Source organism: Shimazuella sp. NTD247, from assembly GCF_059510415.1.
Genome location: NZ_JCAJZU010000001.1, coordinates 381,947 through 404,915, shown reverse-complemented (window position 1 = coordinate 404,915; position 22,969 = coordinate 381,947). Strand labels below are relative to the sequence as shown.

Genomic DNA, 22,969 nt, shown 5'->3' with positions numbered 1-22,969 from the left:
TCATTCTCCATCCCTATGTACAGGAAAAAATACAGTTACTTTTGTACCTTTTTCTTCTGTGCCAAAAATCTCAATTGATCCATTTTGCTTTTCTACTAATTCTTTTGTCAAAGAAAGTCCTAAACCCGTTCCACCAAACTGCTTAGATCTTTCCTTATTTACCCGATAAAAAGGTTCAAAAACTTTAGTAACCTCTTCAGCTGGAATACCAATACCAGTATCTTCAATAAATACTTTCGCCTTTTCATCTTCCAATTGGCATGAAACAATTATTTCCCCTTGATCCTTATTATATTTAATTGCATTATCAATAATATTTGTAAAAATGTGTACAATTAATTCTTTATCTGCCCAAATCGTTACGTGACTTATTTTCGTTTGGATAGATAAACCAAAACGATTAATTTTTGCTCTCATTCTTTCAATTAGGTCTAACAATACTGCATCTAATGCAAGCAGTGAAGACTGACATTCAAACTCATATTTATCTAAAGAAGATAAGTATAAAAAATTCTCAATCATTTGATGCAATCGTGTAGTTTCACGATCAATATCCAGCCTTGCCTCTTCCAGTAGATTTGGATCATCCTTATATAGAGCCAATAAATCCAAATATGATTTTATTACTGTCAAAGGTGTTTTGAATTCATGGGTGATATTCCCTATAAACTGCTTTTGTTGTTTCTCCAGTAACTTTTGTTTGAAGATAGCACCTTGCAATTTCTCTTGTTCGGCTTTTAATTTCTTTATATTTTTCTCGATCTCTTGACTCATTTCCAAAATTCCAATTTTTAAATCTGCAATTTCATCCTTTCGTTTAATAGACAGCTTTGGATAATAATTTCCTGATCGAATCTCATTTGTCGCCCATTTCAATTGACGGATAGCAGTAACTGTTGGACGGGCACTTAAGTAAGCCAGTATAAAGCTAGCAATGATTACAATACTTCCAATTTGGATAAATAAGTTTTGAATCGACTGGTAGAATTGGGATGAAGTTTGCAAAGAATACTGGATTTGGATAATTCCTAAATATGTACCTAAATATTGAACAGGAGTAACATAATACACCGTCTCGCCTTTTATTTGATAGGCAGTCTTCCCTCTTTGAGCAGAATCTAGCAGGAATTTATCAAGCTTTGTTCTTTGACCTAAATAACCTAGTTCTATACCTTTTGGATTATATAACATTACTTTCATATGAAAAATCAAGCTCAATTGCCTAGAAAGCTCCAATCCACTCTCCATTAGAAGCTCTTCTGGATCTCTTGGATCCGCTAACAGCGTTTGTTTTAAATAATCATTTGCTTCTCTTCCTTTTTGAAGTAATTCATTTTCATACGCATTTTTTTGATTTTGTTTTACTCCATTTAAAATTAGGGTAGCTAAAATGAAAACAGTAAGTAGCAATAATATAGCAAGAAATATGGCTATTTTTAAGCGTAAACTCATTTTGATCATAGATGATTTAAACCTTTATAGCCTTTTCGGTATACGGTCTGAATTAATTGTTGATAAGGGCTGCCTAATTTTTTCCGCAAGCGCTGAATATGTAAATCTACCGTTCGTGTACCACCAAAATAACCTAAATCCCAAACTTGTTCTAGCAGTTCTTCTCTCGTAAAAACTCGATTTGTGTTTGATAAAAGATAAAAAAGCAAATCAAATTCTTTTGGTGTTAATTCGATCAATATGTGATCTAACTCAACTACTCTTTGATCAATATCCAAGTGCAGATCTTTTATATTAATTGTATTTCCAATAGTGTCAACTTTCCCCTTTTTCATTCTTCTCAAAATTGAATTTGCTCTAGCAACCAGCTCCCGAATATCAAAAGGTTTTGTAATATAGTCATCTGCTCCTAACTCTAGACCAAGTACTTTGTCCACAATATCATTTTTAGCAGTTAACAATATAATACCTATCATTTTGTTTTGAATCTGTCTACAAATATCGTATCCATCTATTTTTGGCATCATCACATCTAATATAACTAAATCAGGATGACATTGATCAATTTTATCTAAAGCCTCCAATCCATTATAAGCAACTTCAACGTGAAAACCTTCTCTTCGAAATGCATATGCAATATTATTAGCAATGCTTTTTTCATCATCTGCTACTACAATGGTACCTTTCACCAACTTCACCCCTTTTCAATAAAAAACTCACTTTTTACAAAGTGAGTTTTCCCTCTAAAATAAAGAACCTTGATCTAAAATAGAAGCAAAATCATTTCCTCTTAAATATTTACCAATACCTGCACCTTTTGTAACGTAGTAATCTTTCTCTTCGTAATCGCCATTACTCAAATCATAGTATCCCACTACAATACTATTTTTCTTTGATTTCATCGCTTGAACCCCAATCGTGTTTTTGCTCGTTTTTGGATTAATCATAGCTGTATTGAACACGATTGCCTTTTTAATTGAAGAGACCGCAAGAAGCTCTTTATCCTCATGGATGTGATCCCAATATATCGCTTTTTTATTCGCATATGCATTTTTCAGCATGGATCGATTTTGTTTCGTATAGTAAGCACGTAAATCTATTTTTGCTACTTTCCCATCTTCATATCCGATTAGGAGATTTCCTTTATAGTTATTGGTAACTGTTACAAATAAAATGATTTCATCCTGTAATGGCAGTAAAGTAGGAAGATATTCGCCCAAACTCGATAATTTGTGATCTTCTAATTCGTATGTTTTATACTTATAACAATTGAATTTATCCGTAAAGATCAAAATATCCGAGTTGTTGGTAGTATTGTATTGATGAGTAATCGCATCACCATCTTTCACTTTCTCCGTATTCCCACCACGTAATGATGTCAGAGGAACTTTTTTTAAATATCCCTCTTTTGTAATACTGAGCCGAACATTGTAATTATCAATTGTAATCTCCTCAGGAGGAACAGCAGGGAGATCATCCACAAAAATAATTTGTGATCGACGTGCCTGACCATGTTTTTTCTTCACTTCTTTTAATTGCTGGATCATCCTTCGGTTTAATTTTGCTTTTTTATTAATCAAATCACTAAGTTCCATAATTTCTTTCTCCAAAACTTCAATTTCTTCAATTCGATGAAGGAGATACTCTTTATTTAAGTGTCGTAATTTAATCTCTGCAACATATTCTGCCTGTTGCTCATCTATTTGAAAGGCTTGCATCAGATTGGAAACAACCTCACTATTTTTAGAGGTTTCTCGAATTATTGCTACTGCCTTGTCAATATCGAGCAACACTTGTTTTAAGGCCAATAAAAGATGCCTTTTTTGTTCTTTTTTCGTTTTATCAAATGCTGCACCTCTTCGAATGGCATCTCCTCGAAATGCAATCCATGCTTGAATAATTTCGTGAATGCCGATTGTTTGAGGTCTGCCATTTACGATCAAGTTAAAATTGCATGCAAAAGTATCTTGAAGCGGCGTCATTTTAAACAGTTTTTCCACTAATAATTCTTTATTGGTACTATTCTTAACGGTAATTTCTATCCCTTTGGTATTTATGCCATAAATATCATCAATATCGACGATATCTTTGATTTTGCCTTCTTTCACCAAAAGGCTTATTTTTTCTATTATCGCTTCAAACGTTGTGGTATAAGGTATCTCTTCGAAAATAATAGAATTACCTTCTATTCGATAAGTAGAGCGAATTTTAAAGGACCCTTTGCCTGTAGCAAATATTTGTTGCATTTCCTTTTCATGATAAATGATCTTTCCACCAGTTGGGAAATCTGGTGCTTGTATATAATCTTTGGCTTCTATCTTTGAGTTTTGAATCATAGCGATCGTATAATCAATGATTTCGTTTAAATTAAAAGGAGCAATACTACTTGCCATTCCCACAGCTGTTCCACTAGATGTATTTACAAGTATGGAAGGAAATGTTACAGGTAAAAGACGTGGTTCTTGTAGCGTTCCGTCATAATTTTCAACCATATCCACAGTACTTTTATCAATATCACGAAAAAGTTCTGTAGCTATATCAGCGAGTTTAACTTCTGTATATCTAGCTGATGCATATTTCATATCGCGTGAATACTGTTTTCCGAAATTTCCTTTGGAATCAATATAGGGTATTAACAAGGATTCATTATCTTTGGTAAGACGAACCAAAGTTTCATATATTGCCATGTCACCATGCGGATGAAGAAACATAGTCTGCCCCACTACGCCTTGTGATTTTTTTCTCCCGCTTTTCAACAATCCCATTTGAAACATCGTGTACAAAATACGACGCTGACTTGGCTTTAATCCATCTATTTCAGGAAGTGCACGATGCATGATAACATGAGCTGTGTACGGCATATAGTTATCTTTTAAACTTTTTGTTATATTTTGTAAAATCAATCTCTTCTACCCCCTCATCTTCTTTAATCTAGTGCCGCATCAATATATTCATGCAAATTTTCTTCAATATATTGTTTCCTGCCTTGCAAATCATCTCCCAAAAACAACTCAAAATGTTGCTGGGTAATGCTTAAATCTTCTTTTACAATCTGAATTAATTTTCGACTTGCAGGATTCATGGTGGTTTCCCACATCATTTCTGCAGTGTTCTCCCCAAGTCCTTTGGAACGTTGAATGACAACTCTCCCTTTCAATTTTTTTACTAATGTATCTTTCTCTTTATCAGAATAAGCAAAGTATGATTTGTCTTTATGCACGATTTCATATAGAGGAGATTCTGCGATGTACACCTTTCCTGCATCGATCAGTGTAGGCATTAACCGGTACAGTACAGTCAATAAAAGGGTACGAATATGAAAACCATCAATATCTGCATCCGTTGTAATTATAATTTTGGACCATCGCAAATTGTTTATATCAAACGTGTTCAGGTCTTTATTATATTTTGATTTCACTTCGATTCCACAACCGAGTAACTTTACCATATCGACTATGATGTCATTTTTGAATATTTTGTCATAGTCTGCTTTTAAACAGTTTAAAATTTTCCCTCGCAGAGCATAAATAGCCTGGAAATTTGCATCCCTTCCTTGCTTGGTTGATCCCAGTGCTGATTTTCCTTCTACTATATACAGTTCTGTTTCCTTGTTATCTTTAGATTTACAATTAATAAAACCATCGATACGATTAGTAATATTATTCATAGATGACTGCAATTTTTTCTTTACATCTAATCTTGTTTTCTCTGCTTTCTCTCTACTTCGTTTGTTAATAAGAATCTGTTCCGCTATTTTTTGTGCTTCTAATGGATTTTCGATAAAATATACTTCTAACTTTTCTCTAAGAAACTGAGTCATATACTCTTGAACAAATTTTGATTCCATTTTTTTCTTTGTTTGGTCTGTATATAGCGAAATCGTAGAGTATGAATTACTAATAACAATAAGACTATCTCGAACATCATCAAAACTAACCTTTTTTTCTCCTTTGGTATATTTATCTCTTAATAGATGATCAATTGCTTTCGTAAATGCATTTTTTATGTAGTTTTCTGGTGTACCACCATGTTCAAGTAAGGAAGAATTATGAAAATACTGCATATGTCTCACTTCGTTATGAAAAGCAAAAGTAATCTCTGCTTTAAATTTAAACAAAGAATCTTCATTTTTTTCCTTTCCTTGCGTTTCTGTTCGAAATTGTACAATCTCTGTGAAGTTTTTCTCTTCACTTAACTCTGTAATATAATCTTTGACACCATTTTCGTAAAAAAAGACTTCTGTTGATGTTTCCGGTTCATTGATAAACGTAAACTTTAGACCACTATTAACAATTGCTTGATTTTTTAATGTATGTCTAATGAATTCAGTATCTATTTCATTTTCGCCACGAAAAACTTCGGCTGATGGGAGCCAGCAAATAGTAGTTCCTCGATAATCTAGTTTATGTTTTTCTTTAAGTAATTCTCCTACCTGAAGCCCCTTTTCATACCGTATAAAATATTTATAGCCATTTGGATTAATTGCCGTACACTCAAAATAATCACTTGTATAATTGGTTCCAGTTGCACCTACACCATTGGTACCTAAGGAAAACTGATAATGTCCTGTGGATTCATTGTTGCTATATTTCCCACCCGACCACAATTCATCAAATACCTTTTTGTAAGCGTATTCTCCTTCTTTGTTTTTATCCATCGGAACGGAACGGCCAAAGTCTTGAATAGTAATTGATTTATCCATTCGTTTGGTGATAATAATTTCTTTGCCAAATCCTTCTCGATGTTCATCAATAGCATTTGCCAATATTTCGATAAAAGTATGATTATGATTCTCTAATCCAATAGAAGCAGGCTTTGCTCTTACTCCACCTAGGATTCCTAGAGATTGGATAGAATCAGAATTATATGTATCAGTACGCAACAGACAGAACCTCCTCATCTTCACTCTTTGCTTTTCTAGATAATTATATCTATTTCTTTTTGTCAAGCGAAAGCGAACAATTCCCCTTATTCTCTCATAAAGCAACGTACATTTGTTCGTTTTACGTGGCTTTTTCGTAAATATTTTTTGAATGTATATTGAACACTAGCATTTTCTTGAATTCGCACAGCTATTCATTTGCATTGACTGCGCAGAAATGTTAAATTTATTAAAATCCGATCCTATTAATTAGTAGAGATGGGGATCAATGACCATTCATTTCGGTGAAAGACGAAACCGAAAAAACTTCGAAGTATTTGGAGAACTGGGTTATTTTCAAGTTAGAGGAATCTGCTCCTCTTTGTCTACAGAGTATGAGCTTCAGTTTCCGGATCTGATCTTTACCCACAGAAAAACGAAACAAATTTTGCATATCCATCCAAACCGTGGGTTGATTTCAGTCATGAAAATCAATCCAGTCACAGACCACCTTCATCTTCGTGGTATTATTACTTGTACCTGTTCAGGTGAACATATTATCGGACTAAATTAAAAGTTGGACTGTCTGTTCATTGGCCCGTGTGAAAGTACACGGGCCGACTGATGTTTCGTTACGATCGCTGGGCAAGAAGTTTCCATGCCCCTTTCATATACTGCTCGGATTCAAGACAGATAGGAGACTTTTTATGAACTTCATCTCTCTGTAATTTCTTTGAACTGTCCTCTTCTAATTTGAAGATTTGCTCGAAAGATTTCTCTGCTTGATTCTCATCCTCAGAACAAACACGAACATAACATTCAAAGGAATAAGAATATTGGAAATCATCATAGTATGTTGCAATTAAAATATAGCATCGACTATCCCTGAAATCAAAGGCGACATGATAGGAGATCAATGGTGCTTCATAGGAATCAGGATCGATTTCTTCGTCATACTCTATCTCATCATCTGGAGTATAGATCTGCCTTGGAAGCACATCACTTGGATAGTTTAATATTTTCATGATCATGGTTATCCACTGGAAACGGTAACGTCATGGTGAATCCTCCATTCTCTTCGTTGTGGTATACAACGTTTCGAAGCAAAAAATATCTCCCTAATAAGGGAGATATTTTTTGTTAGTCTATAATACTTGGGATTTGTTTTTCCACCTCTATATCTGCATCATAATCTACTCCCGGCTGATCAAAACCAAACAATTGGAAGAATTCTTTGCGATAACCTTCTATATCGGATAGTTCTTTTAAATTTTCTGTTGCTAACTGATTCCATAAAGCTGTAATTTGTTCCTGAACTTCTTCTTTCATTTCCCAGTCATCCAAGCGGATGCGCCCTTCCTTATCCACCTTTGTTTCTGATGCATACAAGCGATCATCAAACAGACGGTACATTTGTTCGATACAACCTTCATGTAAATTTTTATCCTTCATTACTTGATAAAGAAGGGAGATATACAAAGGTACAACAGGAATTGCTGAACTAGACTGAGTGACAAGTGCTTTGTTGATGGAAACATAAGCTTTTCCATGAATAGCGCTTAAATTTGATTGAATCTCTTTTGCGGTCTTTTCCAGATCGTTTTTGGCTTGTCCAATGGTACCTTCCCGATAGATTGCTTGTGTCACTTTTGGTCCGATATACGAATATGCAACTGTTTTTGCACCTTCTGCTAATACACCTGCTTGTGACAAGGCTTGTACCCAAAGTTGCCAGTCTTCTCCACCCATTACCGCAATCGTTTGTTGAATTTCTTCTTCTGTAGCAGGATCAATTGTGATATTCGATACTTCTCCATTGTGAAAATCAACTGTCTTATTGGAGAAAGTTTTTCCGATTGGTTTTAAAACAGAGTTAAACTTTTCACCTGTCTTTGGATGTACACGTACTGGGGAAGCAAGGCTATAGACGACTAAATCTATTTGCCCTAAATCTTGCTTAATTAAATCAATCGTTTTTTGCTTTATTTCATCGGAAAATGCATCTCCATTTATACTTTTCGCATACAAACCTTCGTTTGAAGCTGCCTCTTCAAATGCAACTGTATTATACCAACCAGCTGTAGCTGTACGTTTTCCAGATGCAGGACGTTCAAAAAATACACCAATGGTGCTTGCTCCTGCTCCAAAAGCAGCCGTTATACGAGATGCTAATCCATACCCAGTGGATGCTCCGATGACCAATACTCGTTTGGGACCTTCTATTTTATTTTGCTCTTTTACATAGTTGATCTGTTCTTTTACGCCAATTGCACAACCTTCTGGATGTGCAGTAGTACAAATAAATCCACGAAATTTTGGTTTTACAATCATGTTTCCTATCCTTCTCCCTTATGTAGATGATGTACATATAATTAGGACCTAGTACTAATTATACTCTAGTATACCTAAAAATTTGATACTTTACAGCAAAAACAATTAATCTATCGATCTATAAGGTTAACACTCCTGTTCTTGCTATGATATCTTATTATTAAAAGGAGCGATACGATGACCAAATTTATACATCCACCCAACTAAGATAAAAATTCTCATTTTGCGCGGCCTCCTCCGAAATTGCTTATTTCCTGCAATTTTACAAAAAGAGGAGACGGTAAGATGAATACGATTCGTTTGTTGTATTGTATCGTGTTTTTTCAAAGTTTTATTCCAGCATATGTGATTGAACGTTTGTATTGGGAACAACGGGGAATGACAATTACCTTTGTCGTGTACACAGAGATTATTTATGCAGTAACCATTTTGTTATTGGAAATTCCTACTGGGATACTCTCTGATCGCTGGAGCCGCAAAAAAATGATTGTTATAAGCAATATACTTAATTGCTTTGAGTTTATTTTATTGCTTTACTCCTATCATTTTTGGCATTTTGCTATCGTAGTAATTCTCACTGGTATCAGTTATTCGTTTCAAAGCGGTTCTGAAAATGCTCTACTCTACGAAACACTTTTGGAACAAAAGATAGAAAATACATTTGAAAAGCGTTTTGCTACGATTGAGATTATTCGAATTGCAGCAGGTATGATAGCTGCGTTAACTGGAGGGTTCATGGCATACCATAATGGTTTGGAATGGAATTACTGGCTTTCCTTCTTCTCCATGGTTATCGCTACTTCTCTGTCATTCCTTTTACAGGAACCTTCTGAAAAAAATTTTCCAGTGCCTATGACTTCTTTAGGAATTACCAAAAAATCTCTCTTGTACATTAAAAACAATAGACAACTTTTCTTCATTGTTTTTACAGGCATGTTTATGGGAGCAGCTTTTAATTTCATAGAAGAGTTTTGGCAACTGTATTTATCAGCTGTTCATGTACCGATCATCTACTTTGGACTATTTTCTTCCGCTTGTATGTTATTACAAATCGTAGGAAATATGCTTGTTACTACTCTCCAAAAACACTTTTTCCGCAGTTCTCTTTTACTTTTTGTGCTAGTTATCTTTACAGTCAGTTTTTCTTTTCTTAGTTATATCCATCATTTTCTCAGTCTGATAGTCATCGGTATTTTGTTTTTTTCTTCCAGTGTTCTTTTGCCAATAGTTACAGGATACCTTCATCGACAAATCGAGTCAGATGTACGTGCCACTGTAGATTCCTTTCAATCATTAAGTCGAAATATTGCTATTTTAGTCATTGGGCTTGGCTTTGGTTATTTTTCTGACCATAATGAGGTTTTTGGAGGATTTGGCTTTATTGCTTTCGTTTGTTTGGCTTACCTTATTTTTTTTCTGATTTACTCATACCAAAGCAAAAAAAACACTAAAAAAAAGAAGATCAGCATACGCTGATCTTTCTGCTGTTACCATGGTGTCATTTCGCGAAGTTTCGCAAAAAACTTTGCAATATCTTCTTCTTGCTTGTACAATTTTTTTACAGTTTCTAAAAGTACTGTAGGTATTTTTCTACCTTGAATCAATGAGTAAAACAGATGATACCCTTCAACCAAATGTTCCCAGCGATAGTCATTCCCTGATTTTCGATATTCCGCAACATCAATGAGCTTTGCATGCTCATTTTGAAAAATAACATTTTCCAGATGAATATCTCTTGGGTTTAATCCTTTTTTTCTAGCATAATCTCTCGCAGCTTCCACTTCTTCTATCACTTCAGGATTAATCTCTATACCTTGTTCAAGACACTGATAAAGAGTAGGGCCTTCCTCATACGATAATTTCAAATAATTGGCGCCTCTCTCATAACAAGTTGCAAACGTTTCGCAATCTTTTAATTCTTGGTAAATGTCATATTCGATTTCACATTTATATTCGGCCTCATCGACAAAAAGCTTATAAACAAATGCAGGTTCCGTTTCATGTTGAATCACAACCGCATCTGTCCCTACTCCAATGATCGCAAAAGTGTCGGGGATATCTAAAACAACTACCTTCAGTGAATCGACCTTCTTTTCTAATTGAATTCTGCCTAATTCATCAATAATAGTAGATTTTTTTAAAGGGTCAGATTCAATACTAATTTTTATTCTCCCCTTCGAATGAAATATAAAAAATTGTATTAGAATTTAGTACTACTCTATCATATTACTTGTAAAACGAAAATAAATAATCAAACCTCTTCTTCATAAATTGGATTTACAAATGCCCCATCTCTCGCAAAAAAAATTTTTTTTGGCAATGTTCTGCTGACAATATCTATATCATGGGATAAGTGCGTAAGATACATTTTTTTAGGTTTTAACTTATCCCTGACCTCAATCGCTTCTCGAACATCATATATGGACCGTTTCTCTTGGAATGGGTAAGAAGAAGAGTCCCAATAAGAAGCTCCTAGAATTAACAAATCCAAGTGATAAAATGACAGAAACTGTTCGGATGTCATCGCAATTGCATCTGAAACATAAGCCCAGGAATGATTACCTGCGAATTTTATCCCGTAAGAATATCCATTATTCCCATGATTGACCAAATGAAAACTCACCCGCCTATTCCCGCTTTCTAGTTGAAATACAGGTAAGAAATGAATATATCGTTTAGAAGTAAGATAAGGATAACGTTGTCTGATCTGTTCGATGATATCTGGAGGGCTTACAATCGTTACTTTCGTTTTATGCCAAAAACATAAATCAGCTAAATCACCTAATCCGGAAATATGATCATGATGAGCATGAGTCAGAAGGAGAACATCAGGTATGGTGAGATCATTGTCCAAAAATTGTTGACGAAAATCTGGAGAAACATCTATTAAAATATTTTTTTCTCCATGAATAAATACACTTGGTCGAGATCTTTTATTCTCAGGATTTCTGCAAATGAAACAGTCACATAGCATTCTTGGTACACCTTGTGAATCACTTGTTCCTAAAAATTGAATTGTTTCTTTCATCCTGATCTCCTTCACTCTTGAAAGATATGTAAAAATATCTAAATTTCTTCAAATCGAGTATCTTTACTATGGATCAGAACATCAAATAGGGGTTGTCATTTAAGTCATAAATCATTTTAAATTTCTTAAAATAAAATCGACAGCTTGAACAAAATCTTTCGCGATATAATCAGGATAGATGTGTCTCCACTTATACCGATATTTTCCTAACGCATCTCTTCCTGATCCAGTTTGTACCAATATCTTAGTGCATCCTACTTTATGTGCAGGAACCATATCAGACCATCGATCCCCAATAACGACACACTCGCTTAGATCCAATGAATAATCCTGAGCTGCCTGTAATAACATCCCAGCGGATGGTTTTCGACATTTGCAACCATTATCTATACGATGTGGACACAAATAAATCCCATCAAAACCAAATCCATAAAGTTCTTCATAAAAAGATTCCTTTTTCGCCTTTCCTTTCTCAATTCCTGGTTGATTGGTAAAAGTAAAAATAGGAATACCTGCTTTTTTTAGATATCCCAATGCTTCTTTCACCTTAGGAAAAAGTTGAAATTGTCCAGGATACTCAATAACTTCAGATCCACCAATGGTTCCATCTCGATCAAGGAAAACTGCAGAAGGTTTGTCTCCTCTCAAGCCTATCTCTCCTTTATCGTTCCTATCTATTTCAAAAAAACTACTTCCTTTCGGGGAAGCAGTTTGCGAAAAGAAAAAACTTTTTTCATTAGGGAAGATTACATCAAGATTACATTTTTCCAGTAAAACATTTTCCAAAGATCTGAGAGCGCTCTCAAAAAAATGATATGTTTCATACAATTTACAGATTAATAAAAGAGTCAATGTTAAAAATAAAAACTTCATGTAGAGCCATCTGTATTTTTGATCGGCACACTATCTCTTCTAGAGGAAGATTAAGTTCCCCATGGCTCAATGTCTTTCAATTCTTGCTCATCCTTTCGTTCGCTCAGCATTCAGATTATACATATATGGTATGCACGAATCAACGCAACAGCACATATTTTTGATATGTATCTATATGCTATGTTGCGTAGATTAATCAGACAAAGATTGTCAGAATAATGAAAAGCAAACAGACCTATTACACTCGTAGGTCTAAATACTTAAGCATACCAATTTATAATGGAATGTGTATCTCAAATACGATGAATGGAATATGCAAATTTAAAATAACAAGTAGAAACAAATAAAGGTTACTAGTTAACTATTAGAGGATTCTTTGTCAAAACATTCTTATTTATTATATCATAATAATGAATTTGTAACATCCTTGGTATGGACAAATTTGTTAAGTAATTGTACAACAGGCTCTGGAAGTTCAGAAAATGGAGTCCATCGAAAACTAGTAACTTCATTTGTTTGTAAGACAATAGGTCTATCCTCTTTTAATAGAAAAGCATATCGAAAATCACAATGCCAATGAATCGGTTCCTTTTTCTTTATATTTTCGGGAATCTCATGGAAGTCGATATCTACAGGATATTGACTTATGTGATTTAGCTCATTTTCCATTATACCTGTTTCTTCATATATTTCTCTTTTGCATGCTTCCATCAGATTTTTATCATCTTCCTCGCAATGACCGCCTGGCAAAAGCCACTTTTTTAAAATCCGATGCTTAATTTGTAATATCTCCCAATTCGCATTGATAACAATGCCACTCACTGTTACATGTGTACCAAAATTATTGCGTGAAGTTACATTTTGTTTACTAATGATTTGACTCATCAAAGGGCTAATTGCTGAAATGCTAAAATCGGGACGATAAGTCTGATAGACTTCAAAGTGTTTTTGAATAGAAGATAATGTAATAGGCATGGAGCAGTCCTTTCTAATTTTTTTGTCTTTTTTATTTCGATAACATTAAACGATTTTCCTTCGAGTAATAAATTATTGACTGTGCTATTTATTCAAAGTTTGGCCGATTGTAACCATATCATTCATAATCGTCTTAAGCTCTTTCCCAAAATTCGAATGGATTACTCTACTTTTGGGAACAACGAGATAGACTTTTCTCTTAAATCTATAAAAATTCGGATGAAGATGTCTATTATATTAAAACAATTTTCCAATAAAGGATAAGCCCATTACCACAGCAATAACAACACAAACCCAAAATAAACCTCGATCTTGTTTATCGAATTGATTTTTGTTTTCATTCAATGAATCTACCCTCTTTTTTACGATAATTGCATAAAAAAACACCATCCCAAACCACTTGGTATATATGGTGTTTTTTTGTGCTTTCTATTGTAAATTACCCACTATTTTTCCAGAACTATCAATTTCTTTTGTAGATCGTATAATTGTGGATTTAAATTTCCAATTGCCATTTTCCTTTATCATCGTATGCTCTGCAATAATTCGATTATTTTTGAAGTTTGCATTTGATTTGCTATTAATGGTATCTTGCTCTACCTCAATAACTGCGAGATTATTCGAAAGCGAAACAAGCTTAAACCTTTTCATCGAAGCATGCAGATCAAAATTTTGAAAAGCATACTGCATTGTTCGTTTTGTTTGGTTGTATATATTCGGATCGATCTGTTTGGAAAGCATAGACATGTATTGGTTTAAATCCTTTTTATTCATTGCTTCAAAATTTTTTTCTACTGTTGCTTTTAATTCTTTTTCTTCCGAGGATGAAAAGCTGCATCCAGTAAGTAACACCATTAAAATAATGAGGACAAGTAATCCTAAACTTCTCTGCTTCTTCATGATGACATCCTCTCAATATGCCAAATCTTTTTTTCATTTATTCTATAATACAACATACAATTTTGACATCATATTGATTATACTTTTTTTCTCGTAAACAAAGCGAAAGACATGATTAAAAAAGGTTTACAATACGTCCAATGTTAATAAATGTGACAAAACCTTTTTAATTCAAGGGTTTCTTGTGTAAAATAGAAATATACGAAAATACTTAGGAGAGAAACAAACACAAAATGGATACTGTCACAACCACAATATTGAATCTCGTACTGGTAATGGTATTAGTACTATTAAATGGCTTTTTTGTTGCTGCTGAGTTTGCACTGGTGAAAGTACGCACCACTCGCATTGCTCAAATTATGACCACAAGAGGGAAAATGGCCCAGACTGTTTTAAAAAGTTTGGATGCCTATCTCTCTGCTACACAACTAGGAATAACATTGGCATCCCTTGGGTTAGGTTGGGTAGGAGAACCTACACTAGCTAAAATTTTAGAACCGATTTTCCATGCTTTTCATTTGCCGGAATGGTTAAATCACACGATTTCATTTGTAATTGCCTTTTCAGTTATTACCTTTTTACATATTGTTTTGGGAGAAATGGCTCCAAAATCACTAGCAATTCGCCGTTCTGAAACTACTACGTTATGGACAGTTACGCCTCTTCACTGGTTTTATGTTGTTTTTAAGCCATTTATTATCGCTTTGAACAGCTCCGCCAATCAGATACTAAAATGGCTTGGTATCGAGTTACAAGATGACCATCAACAAGTTCATACCGAAGAAGAAATAAGAATGGTGATAAAAGAAAGCCATAGAAGCGGCATTATTGATAAAGCTGAACTTACCTTATTTGACAACGTTTTTGAGTTTACAGATCGAGTCGTTCGTGAAATAATGGTCCCCCGCGTAAGAATAATTGGTTTAGATATCCGTGACACAGCTGACCAACATTTAGAGACCATGTTGAACACCAAATTAACTCGATTCCCAGTGTATGATGGGAACAAAGATCAGATTATCGGTATTGTTCTTTTACGCGATTTCTTTGAAAAAATAGTGAAAGAAAAGAAAAATGTATCCATTGAAAATTTCATGCGTCCTGTTCACTTCATCCCAGAAACAATCGAAGTCAAAGACGCATTTATGCAAATGCAAAAGAAAAGAAGCCATATGGCTATTGTAGTTGATGAGTATGGTGGTATCTCTGGACTAGTAACAACCGAGGATATTATTGAAGAAATTTTTGGCGAAATTCAAGATGAATTTGATAATGAACGACCTTTCTTCCAAGATACTGATCAAGGTGTTTCAATCGAAGCTCGTTTGCTAATAGAAGATGTTAATAAATATTTTCAACTTACTATTACAGATGACGAAAACGATACAATCGGCGGTTGGTTATTCTCCCAATTTGAAAGGATACCGAAAGTAGGGGAATCATTGTCTTGGGAAGACACGACATTCACCATTGAAAAAATGAGAAAACAGAGTATAGAACGGATCTTGGTCCGCAAAAAGGAAGTACTCGATTCCAACAATTAATATGGTAAAAAATTTTTGGCAGGTGACGATTGTATCGTTACCTGCCATTTGTTTACTCCATGCCTTTACAATCGTCTTAATAAGAAAACTTCAGGAAAAAGTTTTTTTCTGTTTGGTAATTTGATTTCAGTTCTATCCTGTTCTCGTAAAATAAAGATAAATGCAAAGAGCAGAGAGCAATAGAGAAAAAACAACCACTTGTAGCGACCTTTGCTTATACTCGGACAGAAGGATCAAGAGTAGCAGCAAAATTATGATAGCGATCACTAGAATGATGGACATCATCTCTCCTCAACAAACAATACTTCATTCTATTGTACATGGGAGTACACAACGGTTCCATACCAAATACTTTTCAATCTCTTTTCGAAACACCAACAGAATATGAAATACTCTATCACAATGTTCCAGAAGCCCCTCCATCAATATTTACAGAAGTACCAGTGACATATGAAGCTGCATCGGATGCAAAAAAAGTAATTACTTTAGCTGCTTCAGCTGTTTCACCAATCCTTCCAAGAGGAATCTGATGTTCTGGTTTGCGGGAGAACGCTTCCCACGATAGATTTGGCTCTTGGGATCTCCAACGTTTTTCAATCTGATCACTGCGAATCAATCCGATGCAAACGGTATTTACCCGAATATTATCAGCACCTAAATCTTTGCTCATCGCTTTTGTAAGTGCAAGCCCAGCAGCTCTACTAACACTTGTTGGAAGGGATGAGGCAGGTGGCGTTTTTGCTAAAACTGCTGTTACATGGACAATTGCACCCCCGCCTACTTGACGCATATAGGGAACTGCAAAGCGAGAACAATGAACCGCTCCAAACAATTTTAGATCTAAATCTTGCTGCCAGCTTTCTGTCTCCACAAACTCAAATGGTTTTGCTGCAGACGTTCCCGCATTATTTATGAGTATGTCTAGACGACCAAACTGATGAACTGTCTGTTCGACAATCATTTGACAATCTTCTTTTTTAGATACGTCTGCTGGTAAAAAAAATGGTTTTAATCCTGTCTCCTCAAAAATTTTTTTTGCAGATTGTTCTAAGTCGTTTAAACTTCTAGCACAAATCGCAACGTTCACACCTTCTTTTGCAAATTGAAGAGCTGTCTCTAAACCAATTCCTTTACTTGCTCCAGTAACTAATGCAACTTTCCCTTGTAATCCAAGATTCATGCTGTCATCTCCTATTCTTTTCTATGCTTTAATTTGGCTTTCTTCCCTTACAGCGCTAAACCATACCTTTACTAATTTTTTCACAATTGTAAGTTCAATTCTATATTCACATATATTTATCCATCTAGTATAAATGGTTCAAAAAAAGAAATTGTATTTCAGTATCTATCACTATTGTTTAGTATTCTTCACTTTGTAGATAATTCTCATTTATATATGTCATTTTTTTACGTTCTCCAATTACTATTGATGATATGAGCTAATTATGAAGTACCTTCCAATGATAGGGCTAATTATGAAGTACCTTCCAATGATAGGGCTAATTATTCCTACATTGGCGCCTCCTTGAATCCTTCCTTGTTCACTAGAATCGTCAAACTTGGAGACCATTCTATTAAATATGGGTCCGAAGACCGAATCACCAAATCAAATATAAACATTCCAGCGATAAAAAAGTGGATAGATTGAAAACAAAAAAACTGCAGCCTATAAATTATAATTTCCGAAATCATTCCAAAAAAATCCATCTGTGCATCACTAAGCATTACTGAAAACTTCGGCAAGATAATGCCTTGTGAAATGGTGTCTTAAACGCCCATAATTGAATATAAATCCTATTTTGTGAAGTCTCTCAATGAAAAGTATCTATTATAAATTGTGAAAAAAACGCCGTAAAGATCCGTTGGATATCCAAAATAAAGACACTGAGACAAGTAGCCTTGTTAAGTTTTTTATAGCAAAAATCCACAAACTTGAAAAAGACTGGATTCTTAAACCTGACTAAAACTTCGTTTTCAGATTGAAAAAGCATTCAAAAAGATGTTTTTTCATAATTATTATTCTTTTTTATAAAGAACTATTAAGGAGTCAACAAATGACTCATAATAAATTATAATTCTAATGTGTTGAAAAATGTAATTTGAGATTTCAATAACAATCAGAAAGTGTATACTAATAATCGAAGGGCATGAGTGAAAGGGTTGAAAAACAGACGAGTGAACAAATAAAATATTTCTGGGTATTTTAACAAGATTACCACCCCAATAGAAATATTATTGTTAATGTTTTATTCGTATACTTTACTATGTCATCATAACAAAATTTAAAGAACTGTAGAGGAGGTACTAAAATGCCCAATGATATTTTAGATAAAAATCCATGGGTTGATTTGCATGGTCCAAACCTAGCTTATATGCAAGAAAAATATGAGCAATATAGCAAAGATCCTGAATCTGTGGATCCTGAACTCCAAGAACTGTTTAAAAAATGGGGTTCTCCAAATAATTCGCTTAGCAGTGACAATGTAGCAAATAATAACAACAATACCGATGTACAAAAAGTTATTGCTGCTGAAAAACTTATCCAATTTATTCGTACATATGGTCATTTATCAGCAAAATTAAATCCGCTGAAAGAAAATCAAACCTCATTACCGAAACCAAGCGAATACGGCTTAACAGAAGATGATCTGCATCAAATACCTGCTTATTTGATTTGGTCTGGTGCATCTGATCAAAATGTTACAGCTTATGGTGTACTCGAACACTTAAAAGAAGTTTATACCAAATCGCTGGCATTTGAATTTAGTCATGTCCATAATCAAGAAGAACGCAACTGGCTATACGAGACAATTGAATCACAAAATTTTTATCCGGAGTTTGATACAGAGAAAAAAATTGATCTGTTAAAAAGTTTGATGAAAGTCGATGAATTTGAGAAATTTTTGCAACGTACTTTTACTGGACAAAAAAGATTTTCCATTGAAGGTGTTGATGTACTTGTCCCAATGCTTGATGAGTTAGTGAGCAGAGGTGCTCAAAAAGGCGTCCAGCATGTCTTAATGGGAATGGCTCACCGTGGTCGACTAAATGTACTTGCCCACATTCTTGGGAAACCATATGAAAAAATCTTTTCTGAATTTCATCATTCTACGAACAAAGAACTAGTTCCATCTGAAGGTTCCATGGGAATTAACTTCGGCTGGACTGGAGACGTTAAATACCACTTAGGTGCAGATCGAAATGTAGATGAAAATGGTGCACTACATACTCGGATATCATTGGCAAATAATCCAAGTCACTTGGAATTTGTTGATCCAGTAGTAGAAGGATCAACAAGAGCAGTTCAAGAGAGTCGCGATGAATCTGGATATCCAAAACAAGATACAAGCAAAGCATTAGCTGTACTTATTCATGGAGATGCTGCTTTTCCTGGAGAAGGGGTTGTAGCAGAAACACTAAACTTGAGCCAACTTACTGGATATCGTACTGGTGGTACCATTCATATTATCGCTAACAATCAGCTTGGGTTTACAACTGATTATTCCGACTCTCGTTCCACAGCATATTCTAGTGACTTAGCAAAAGGATTTGAAATTCCTGTAGTTCACGTGAATGCGGACGATCCAGAAGCTTGTTTAGCTGCTATTTATCTAGCATGTGAATACCGTACTCGTTTCCAAAAAGATTTTCTCATTGATTTGATCGGATATCGCCGATTTGGTCACAACGAAATGGATGATCCAATGGTTACTCAACCATTGATGTATGAACTAATTCAAAAACATCCAACAATCCGCGATAAGTATGCACAAATCCTGACAGAAGCAAAATTAATCCGTAGCGAAGATGTAAAACAGTGGGATCAAGATATTAAAACAAAACTGCAAAATGCTCATCGCAAAATGAAAGAAAACGAAGAAAAAGATGCCGAAAAAGCTCGAAAACAAAATTCTGCTGATCTAGGAAAACCACCAGAAATCCATACAGGTGTATCACTAGAGGAGCTTCAAGAAATCAATCATGCTTTATTGGAGCGGCCCTCCTCTTTTCATCCATATCCAAAACTAGAAAAAACATTATTTAGACGAGTTCAGCTTTTAGATGAGGATAAGAAAGTTGATTGGGCTTTAGCCGAAACATTAGCTTTTGCAACCATTTTAAATGACCAGACAGCTATTCGCTTTACGGGGCAGGATACCGAAAGAGGTACATTTGCACACCGCCATCTTGTTTTGCATGATAGTAAAACTGGGGAAACATTCTGTCCTTTACATGCTATCCCTCAAGCAAAGGCATCATTTGCAATTCATAACAGTCCATTGTCGGAAGCGTCTGTTTTAGGTTTTGAATATGGATATGACTACTTTGCTCCAAAAACACTCACTATTTGGGAAGCGCAATATGGTGACTTCGCAAATGCTGGGCAAGTAATTTTTGACCAATTTATATCTGCTGGCCGCGCAAAATGGAGACAAAATTCTAGTCTGGTAATGTTATTGCCACATGGATACGAAGGACAAGGTCCTGAGCATTCTAGTGCACGACTGGAACGTTATCTGCAACTAGCTGCTGACAATAACGTCATTGTCGCTAATCTAACTAGTGCTTCTCAGTATTTCCATTTGTTGCGTCGACAAGCTGCAATGACTGGTAGAGAAGAAGTCCGTCCTTTAATTTTGATGGCTCCTAAAAGTCTTATAAGAAGCAAACGAACCATATCACCCAGCATTGAACTGGAAAACGGTTCTTTCCAAGCAATTAAAGAAGAAGAAAATACAGGTCAGAACACCAAACAAGTAAAACGATTGATTTTGTGTAGTGGAAAGATTGCAATTGATCTATCTGCTGAATTGGATAATCTCCCTGCTGAACAGAAAGAGAAATTGCATATTTGTCGTGTGGAACAACTGTATCCATTCCCACAAAAAGAAATCAAAGCACTTCTAAAACAATATAAAAATGTAAAAGAAGTAGTATGGGTTCAAGAAGAGCCGAAAAATATGGGTGCATGGTTCTTTATGCAACCAAGAATTAGAGAAACGGTAGCGAATAAAATAGCTGTTCGTTATATTGGAAGACCTGATCGATCCAGCCCAGCAACTGGAAAAGCAAATGTACATGATTTGGAACAACAAAGTATTATTAACGAAGCTTTACATCAAGATAATTGAACGGTGAAAACAGGAGGGATTCATTGTGGCAGACGTAAAAGTACCTAATTTAGCAGAGTCTATTACAGAAGGAACTATTTCTAATTGGTTAGTAAAAGAAGGAGATTTTGTCAACCAAGGAGATATACTGCTTGAACTGGAAACAGATAAAGTAAATATGGAAGTATCCGCAGAAGAATCTGGTGTTGTAAAAAAAATATTGAAACAAGCTGGAGATAACGTAGAAGTAGGCGAAGTAATCGCTGAATTAGATGAGACAGCAAAAGAATCATCCGCATCTGCTTCTCAAGAATCAGAACCAGCAGCTGAGCAAAAACCTGCATCGACCGAAGAAAAAACACAAACGAAACAAGAAACATCTGAGCAACAAGATGATACGAAAAAGAAAGGAACTACACCCGCTTCTCCATCTATTCGCAGACTTGCAAGAGAAAAAGGTGTTTCCGTTGATGAACTTCAAAATGGTCGTGTTACAAAAGAAGATGTAGTTGTTAACAAGGTAGAAAAAACCGTTAATTCTGCTTCTTCAGCAGTTTCCAACCCAGCAGTTGCTGAAAACCCAAGTAAACCAGTTGAACGGAAAAAAATGACTCGCAGACAACAGACCATTGCAACTAATTTGGTACAATCTCAGCATAATGCAGCAATGTTAACCACGTTTAACGAAGTAAATATGTCGAAAGTAATGGATATTCGCAAACGACGCAAACAAGGATTCATTGATAAACATGAAATCAACTTAGGATTCATGTCTTTCTTCAGTAAAGCAGTAGTTGGTGCGCTTAAAGCCTTCCCAATTATTAACTCTGAAATAGATGGACAAGATATCGTCTACAAAAAGTATTATGATATTGGTATTGCGGTGGCAAATGATGCTGGCTTAGTTGTTCCAGTAGTAAGAAATGTTGATTCCTTAACTTTTGTAGAAATTGAACGTCAAATCGCATCTTTGGCTCAAAAAGCCCGGACAAATAAGTTAGCGTTAGATGATTTAAAAGGTGGAACGTTTACGATTACGAACGGAGGCGTATTTGGTTCCTTATTCTCTACTCCTATCCTCAACGCCCCTCAAGTGGGGATTTTAGGAATGCATACGATCCAAAAACGACCTGTAACCGTTAGTGGGCCGGATGGCGATCGAGTAGAACATCATCCTATGATGTATATTGCACTTTCTTACGATCACCGCATCGTTGATGGAAGAGAAGCTGTTGGCTTTTTAGCTACAGTCAAAAAACTAATCGAAGATCCAGAACTACTATTACTAGAAGGATAAATAGAGCAGGGGTGAATAACTAACTCCCGATCTCTCCCACCGCCGTATGTACTATCCATTATACGGCGGTTTTAGTCTAACGATAAAATTGTAACACTGTTCTATATCTGGCCTAGGGATTCGCAATAGGAAATTCTTAAAGCTTAATGTAATATAAGACTTCCAGTCCATTCGCCAAAATTTCTTAACTTAAACCTTCCCCCTTTATAGGCTTGTTGCTGTGGTAATTCTTAAGCAACAAGCCTTTTTTCTAATGTTTGAGATTTCTTCCACTATTTCTCCACATCAACTACGCTAAAGACTAAAATGGGGTTTACTAGCTAAAAGTTACACGATCCCATCACTAGTTAGTTTTGCGTCTTTATTCTATCCTTCTTAGGATGGGTTTATATCGAGTAGTAATCCTTTGTATCTGTCCGATATTTGCAATATTCGTAATTATATAAATAGGCTCCATCCATGCTGATCTATGATCAAAAAATACAAAACATCTTGTGGGAAGTTATTTATAACTTTCAAAATAAAATAATGTTTATCATACAAGCTCCATCCTTTACTTTCCTACCAATAACCATAGTGGATGATCATCTAAGATCG

The 22,969-nt window shown here is 35.1% G+C and carries 18 protein-coding genes; 5 read left to right on the top strand and 13 right to left on the bottom strand.

Features of this window, described 5'->3' with window-relative positions; genetic code table 11:
* Genes AC5WOC_RS01890 through AC5WOC_RS01875 form a run of 4 tightly spaced genes read right to left on the bottom strand, consistent with a single transcriptional unit; the run spans position 1 to position 6,334 of the window.
* A complete protein-coding gene (locus tag AC5WOC_RS01890) occupies positions 1-1,461 on the bottom strand; it encodes a sensor histidine kinase (protein WP_496053696.1) in 1,461 nt (486 codons plus the stop codon).
* Positions 1,458-2,141, bottom strand: a complete 684-nt coding sequence (locus tag AC5WOC_RS01885) for a response regulator transcription factor (RefSeq protein ID WP_496053695.1) — start codon at positions 2,139-2,141, stop codon at positions 1,458-1,460. The genes AC5WOC_RS01890 and AC5WOC_RS01885 overlap by 4 nt, the downstream gene beginning before the upstream one ends.
* A gap of 54 nt (positions 2,142-2,195) precedes the next feature.
* A complete protein-coding gene (locus AC5WOC_RS01880) occupies positions 2,196-4,355 on the bottom strand; it encodes a DNA gyrase subunit A (protein ID WP_496053694.1) in 2,160 nt (719 codons plus the stop codon).
* A 23-nt stretch (positions 4,356-4,378) separates the two neighbouring features.
* Positions 4,379-6,334: a toprim domain-containing protein gene (locus tag AC5WOC_RS01875; RefSeq protein WP_496053693.1), complete on the bottom strand. Its 1,956-nt coding sequence runs from the start codon at positions 6,332-6,334 to the stop codon at positions 4,379-4,381.
* 268 nt (positions 6,335-6,602) lie between these two features.
* Between AC5WOC_RS01875 and AC5WOC_RS01870 the strand changes: the two genes are divergently transcribed.
* Positions 6,603-6,887, top strand: a complete 285-nt coding sequence (locus AC5WOC_RS01870) for a hypothetical protein (RefSeq protein WP_496053692.1) — start codon at positions 6,603-6,605, stop codon at positions 6,885-6,887.
* 58 nt (positions 6,888-6,945) lie between these two features.
* Here the strand turns inward: AC5WOC_RS01870 and AC5WOC_RS01865 are convergent, their stop codons facing one another.
* A complete protein-coding gene (locus AC5WOC_RS01865) occupies positions 6,946-7,338 on the bottom strand; it encodes a hypothetical protein (RefSeq protein WP_496053691.1) in 393 nt (130 codons plus the stop codon).
* Between the two features lie 115 nt (positions 7,339-7,453).
* Positions 7,454-8,644, bottom strand: a complete 1,191-nt coding sequence (gene fabV / locus AC5WOC_RS01860; protein ID WP_496053690.1) for an enoyl-ACP reductase FabV — start codon at positions 8,642-8,644, stop codon at positions 7,454-7,456.
* Positions 8,645-8,929: 285 nt separating this feature from the next.
* Here fabV and AC5WOC_RS01855 point away from each other — a divergent pair, with 285 nt between their 5' ends.
* Positions 8,930-10,120 carry an MFS transporter gene (locus tag AC5WOC_RS01855; protein WP_496053689.1) on the top strand — a complete coding sequence of 397 codons (1,191 nt, stop codon included), beginning with the start codon at positions 8,930-8,932 and terminating at the stop codon, positions 10,118-10,120.
* Between the two features lie 11 nt (positions 10,121-10,131).
* On the opposite strand, the gene AC5WOC_RS01850 is transcribed toward AC5WOC_RS01855, so the two are convergent.
* The 6 genes from AC5WOC_RS01850 to AC5WOC_RS01825 form a co-directional block, all read right to left on the bottom strand.
* Entirely contained in the window at positions 10,132-10,656 is a 525-nt protein-coding gene (locus AC5WOC_RS01850) for a serine/threonine protein kinase (protein WP_496053688.1), read from the bottom strand.
* A 239-nt stretch (positions 10,657-10,895) separates the two neighbouring features.
* On the bottom strand, positions 10,896-11,672 hold the full coding sequence (locus AC5WOC_RS01845) for an MBL fold metallo-hydrolase (RefSeq protein ID WP_496053687.1): 777 nt from the start codon (positions 11,670-11,672) through the stop codon (positions 10,896-10,898).
* A 111-nt stretch (positions 11,673-11,783) separates the two neighbouring features.
* On the bottom strand, positions 11,784-12,320 hold the full coding sequence (locus tag AC5WOC_RS01840) for an HAD-IIIA family hydrolase (RefSeq protein ID WP_496053686.1): 537 nt from the start codon (positions 12,318-12,320) through the stop codon (positions 11,784-11,786).
* Between the two features lie 627 nt (positions 12,321-12,947).
* Positions 12,948-13,520, bottom strand: a complete 573-nt coding sequence (locus tag AC5WOC_RS01835) for an NUDIX hydrolase (RefSeq protein WP_496053685.1) — start codon at positions 13,518-13,520, stop codon at positions 12,948-12,950.
* 237 nt (positions 13,521-13,757) lie between these two features.
* A complete protein-coding gene (locus AC5WOC_RS01830; protein WP_496053684.1) occupies positions 13,758-13,910 on the bottom strand; it encodes a hypothetical protein in 153 nt (50 codons plus the stop codon).
* 39 nt (positions 13,911-13,949) lie between these two features.
* Entirely contained in the window at positions 13,950-14,420 is a 471-nt protein-coding gene (locus AC5WOC_RS01825) for a hypothetical protein (RefSeq protein WP_496053683.1), read from the bottom strand.
* Between the two features lie 233 nt (positions 14,421-14,653).
* Between AC5WOC_RS01825 and AC5WOC_RS01820 the strand changes: the two genes are divergently transcribed.
* The gene (locus tag AC5WOC_RS01820) at positions 14,654-15,964 is read left to right on the top strand and encodes a hemolysin family protein (protein ID WP_496053682.1); all 1,311 of its coding nucleotides are present in this window, start codon (positions 14,654-14,656) and stop codon (positions 15,962-15,964) included.
* Between the two features lie 397 nt (positions 15,965-16,361).
* Here AC5WOC_RS01820 and AC5WOC_RS01815 read toward each other — a convergent pair whose 3' ends face one another.
* Entirely contained in the window at positions 16,362-17,144 is a 783-nt protein-coding gene (locus AC5WOC_RS01815; protein ID WP_496053681.1) for an SDR family NAD(P)-dependent oxidoreductase, read from the bottom strand.
* A 1,129-nt stretch (positions 17,145-18,273) separates the two neighbouring features.
* Between AC5WOC_RS01815 and AC5WOC_RS01810 the strand changes: the two genes are divergently transcribed.
* A complete protein-coding gene (locus AC5WOC_RS01810; RefSeq protein WP_496053680.1) occupies positions 18,274-21,096 on the top strand; it encodes a 2-oxoglutarate dehydrogenase E1 component in 2,823 nt (940 codons plus the stop codon).
* A 25-nt stretch (positions 21,097-21,121) separates the two neighbouring features.
* The gene (odhB, locus tag AC5WOC_RS01805) at positions 21,122-22,372 is read left to right on the top strand and encodes a 2-oxoglutarate dehydrogenase complex dihydrolipoyllysine-residue succinyltransferase (RefSeq protein ID WP_496053679.1); all 1,251 of its coding nucleotides are present in this window, start codon (positions 21,122-21,124) and stop codon (positions 22,370-22,372) included.
* The last annotated feature ends 597 nt before the right edge of the window (positions 22,373-22,969 follow it).

Excerpts from the sequence above, each read along its gene's own strand:
- AC5WOC_RS01815 (WP_496053681.1), bottom strand. The coding sequence starts at position 17,144 with ATGAATCTTGGATTACAAGGGAAAGTTGCATTAGTTACTGGAGCAAGT.
- AC5WOC_RS01810 (WP_496053680.1), top strand. The coding sequence starts at position 18,274 with ATGCCCAATGATATTTTAGATAAAAATCCATGGGTTGATTTGCATGGT.
- AC5WOC_RS01830 (WP_496053684.1), bottom strand. The coding sequence starts at position 13,910 with ATGGTGTTTTTTTATGCAATTATCGTAAAAAAGAGGGTAGATTCATTG.
- AC5WOC_RS01845 (WP_496053687.1), bottom strand. The coding sequence starts at position 11,672 with ATGAAAGAAACAATTCAATTTTTAGGAACAAGTGATTCACAAGGTGTA.
- AC5WOC_RS01870 (WP_496053692.1), top strand. The coding sequence starts at position 6,603 with ATGACCATTCATTTCGGTGAAAGACGAAACCGAAAAAACTTCGAAGTA.
- AC5WOC_RS01835 (WP_496053685.1), bottom strand. The coding sequence starts at position 13,520 with ATGCCTATTACATTATCTTCTATTCAAAAACACTTTGAAGTCTATCAG.
- AC5WOC_RS01855 (WP_496053689.1), top strand. The coding sequence starts at position 8,930 with ATGAATACGATTCGTTTGTTGTATTGTATCGTGTTTTTTCAAAGTTTT.
- fabV (WP_496053690.1), bottom strand. The coding sequence starts at position 8,644 with ATGATTGTAAAACCAAAATTTCGTGGATTTATTTGTACTACTGCACAT.
- AC5WOC_RS01890 (WP_496053696.1), bottom strand. The coding sequence starts at position 1,461 with ATGATCAAAATGAGTTTACGCTTAAAAATAGCCATATTTCTTGCTATA.
- AC5WOC_RS01825 (WP_496053683.1), bottom strand. The coding sequence starts at position 14,420 with ATGAAGAAGCAGAGAAGTTTAGGATTACTTGTCCTCATTATTTTAATG.
- AC5WOC_RS01865 (WP_496053691.1), bottom strand. The coding sequence starts at position 7,338 with ATGAAAATATTAAACTATCCAAGTGATGTGCTTCCAAGGCAGATCTAT.
- AC5WOC_RS01820 (WP_496053682.1), top strand. The coding sequence starts at position 14,654 with ATGGATACTGTCACAACCACAATATTGAATCTCGTACTGGTAATGGTA.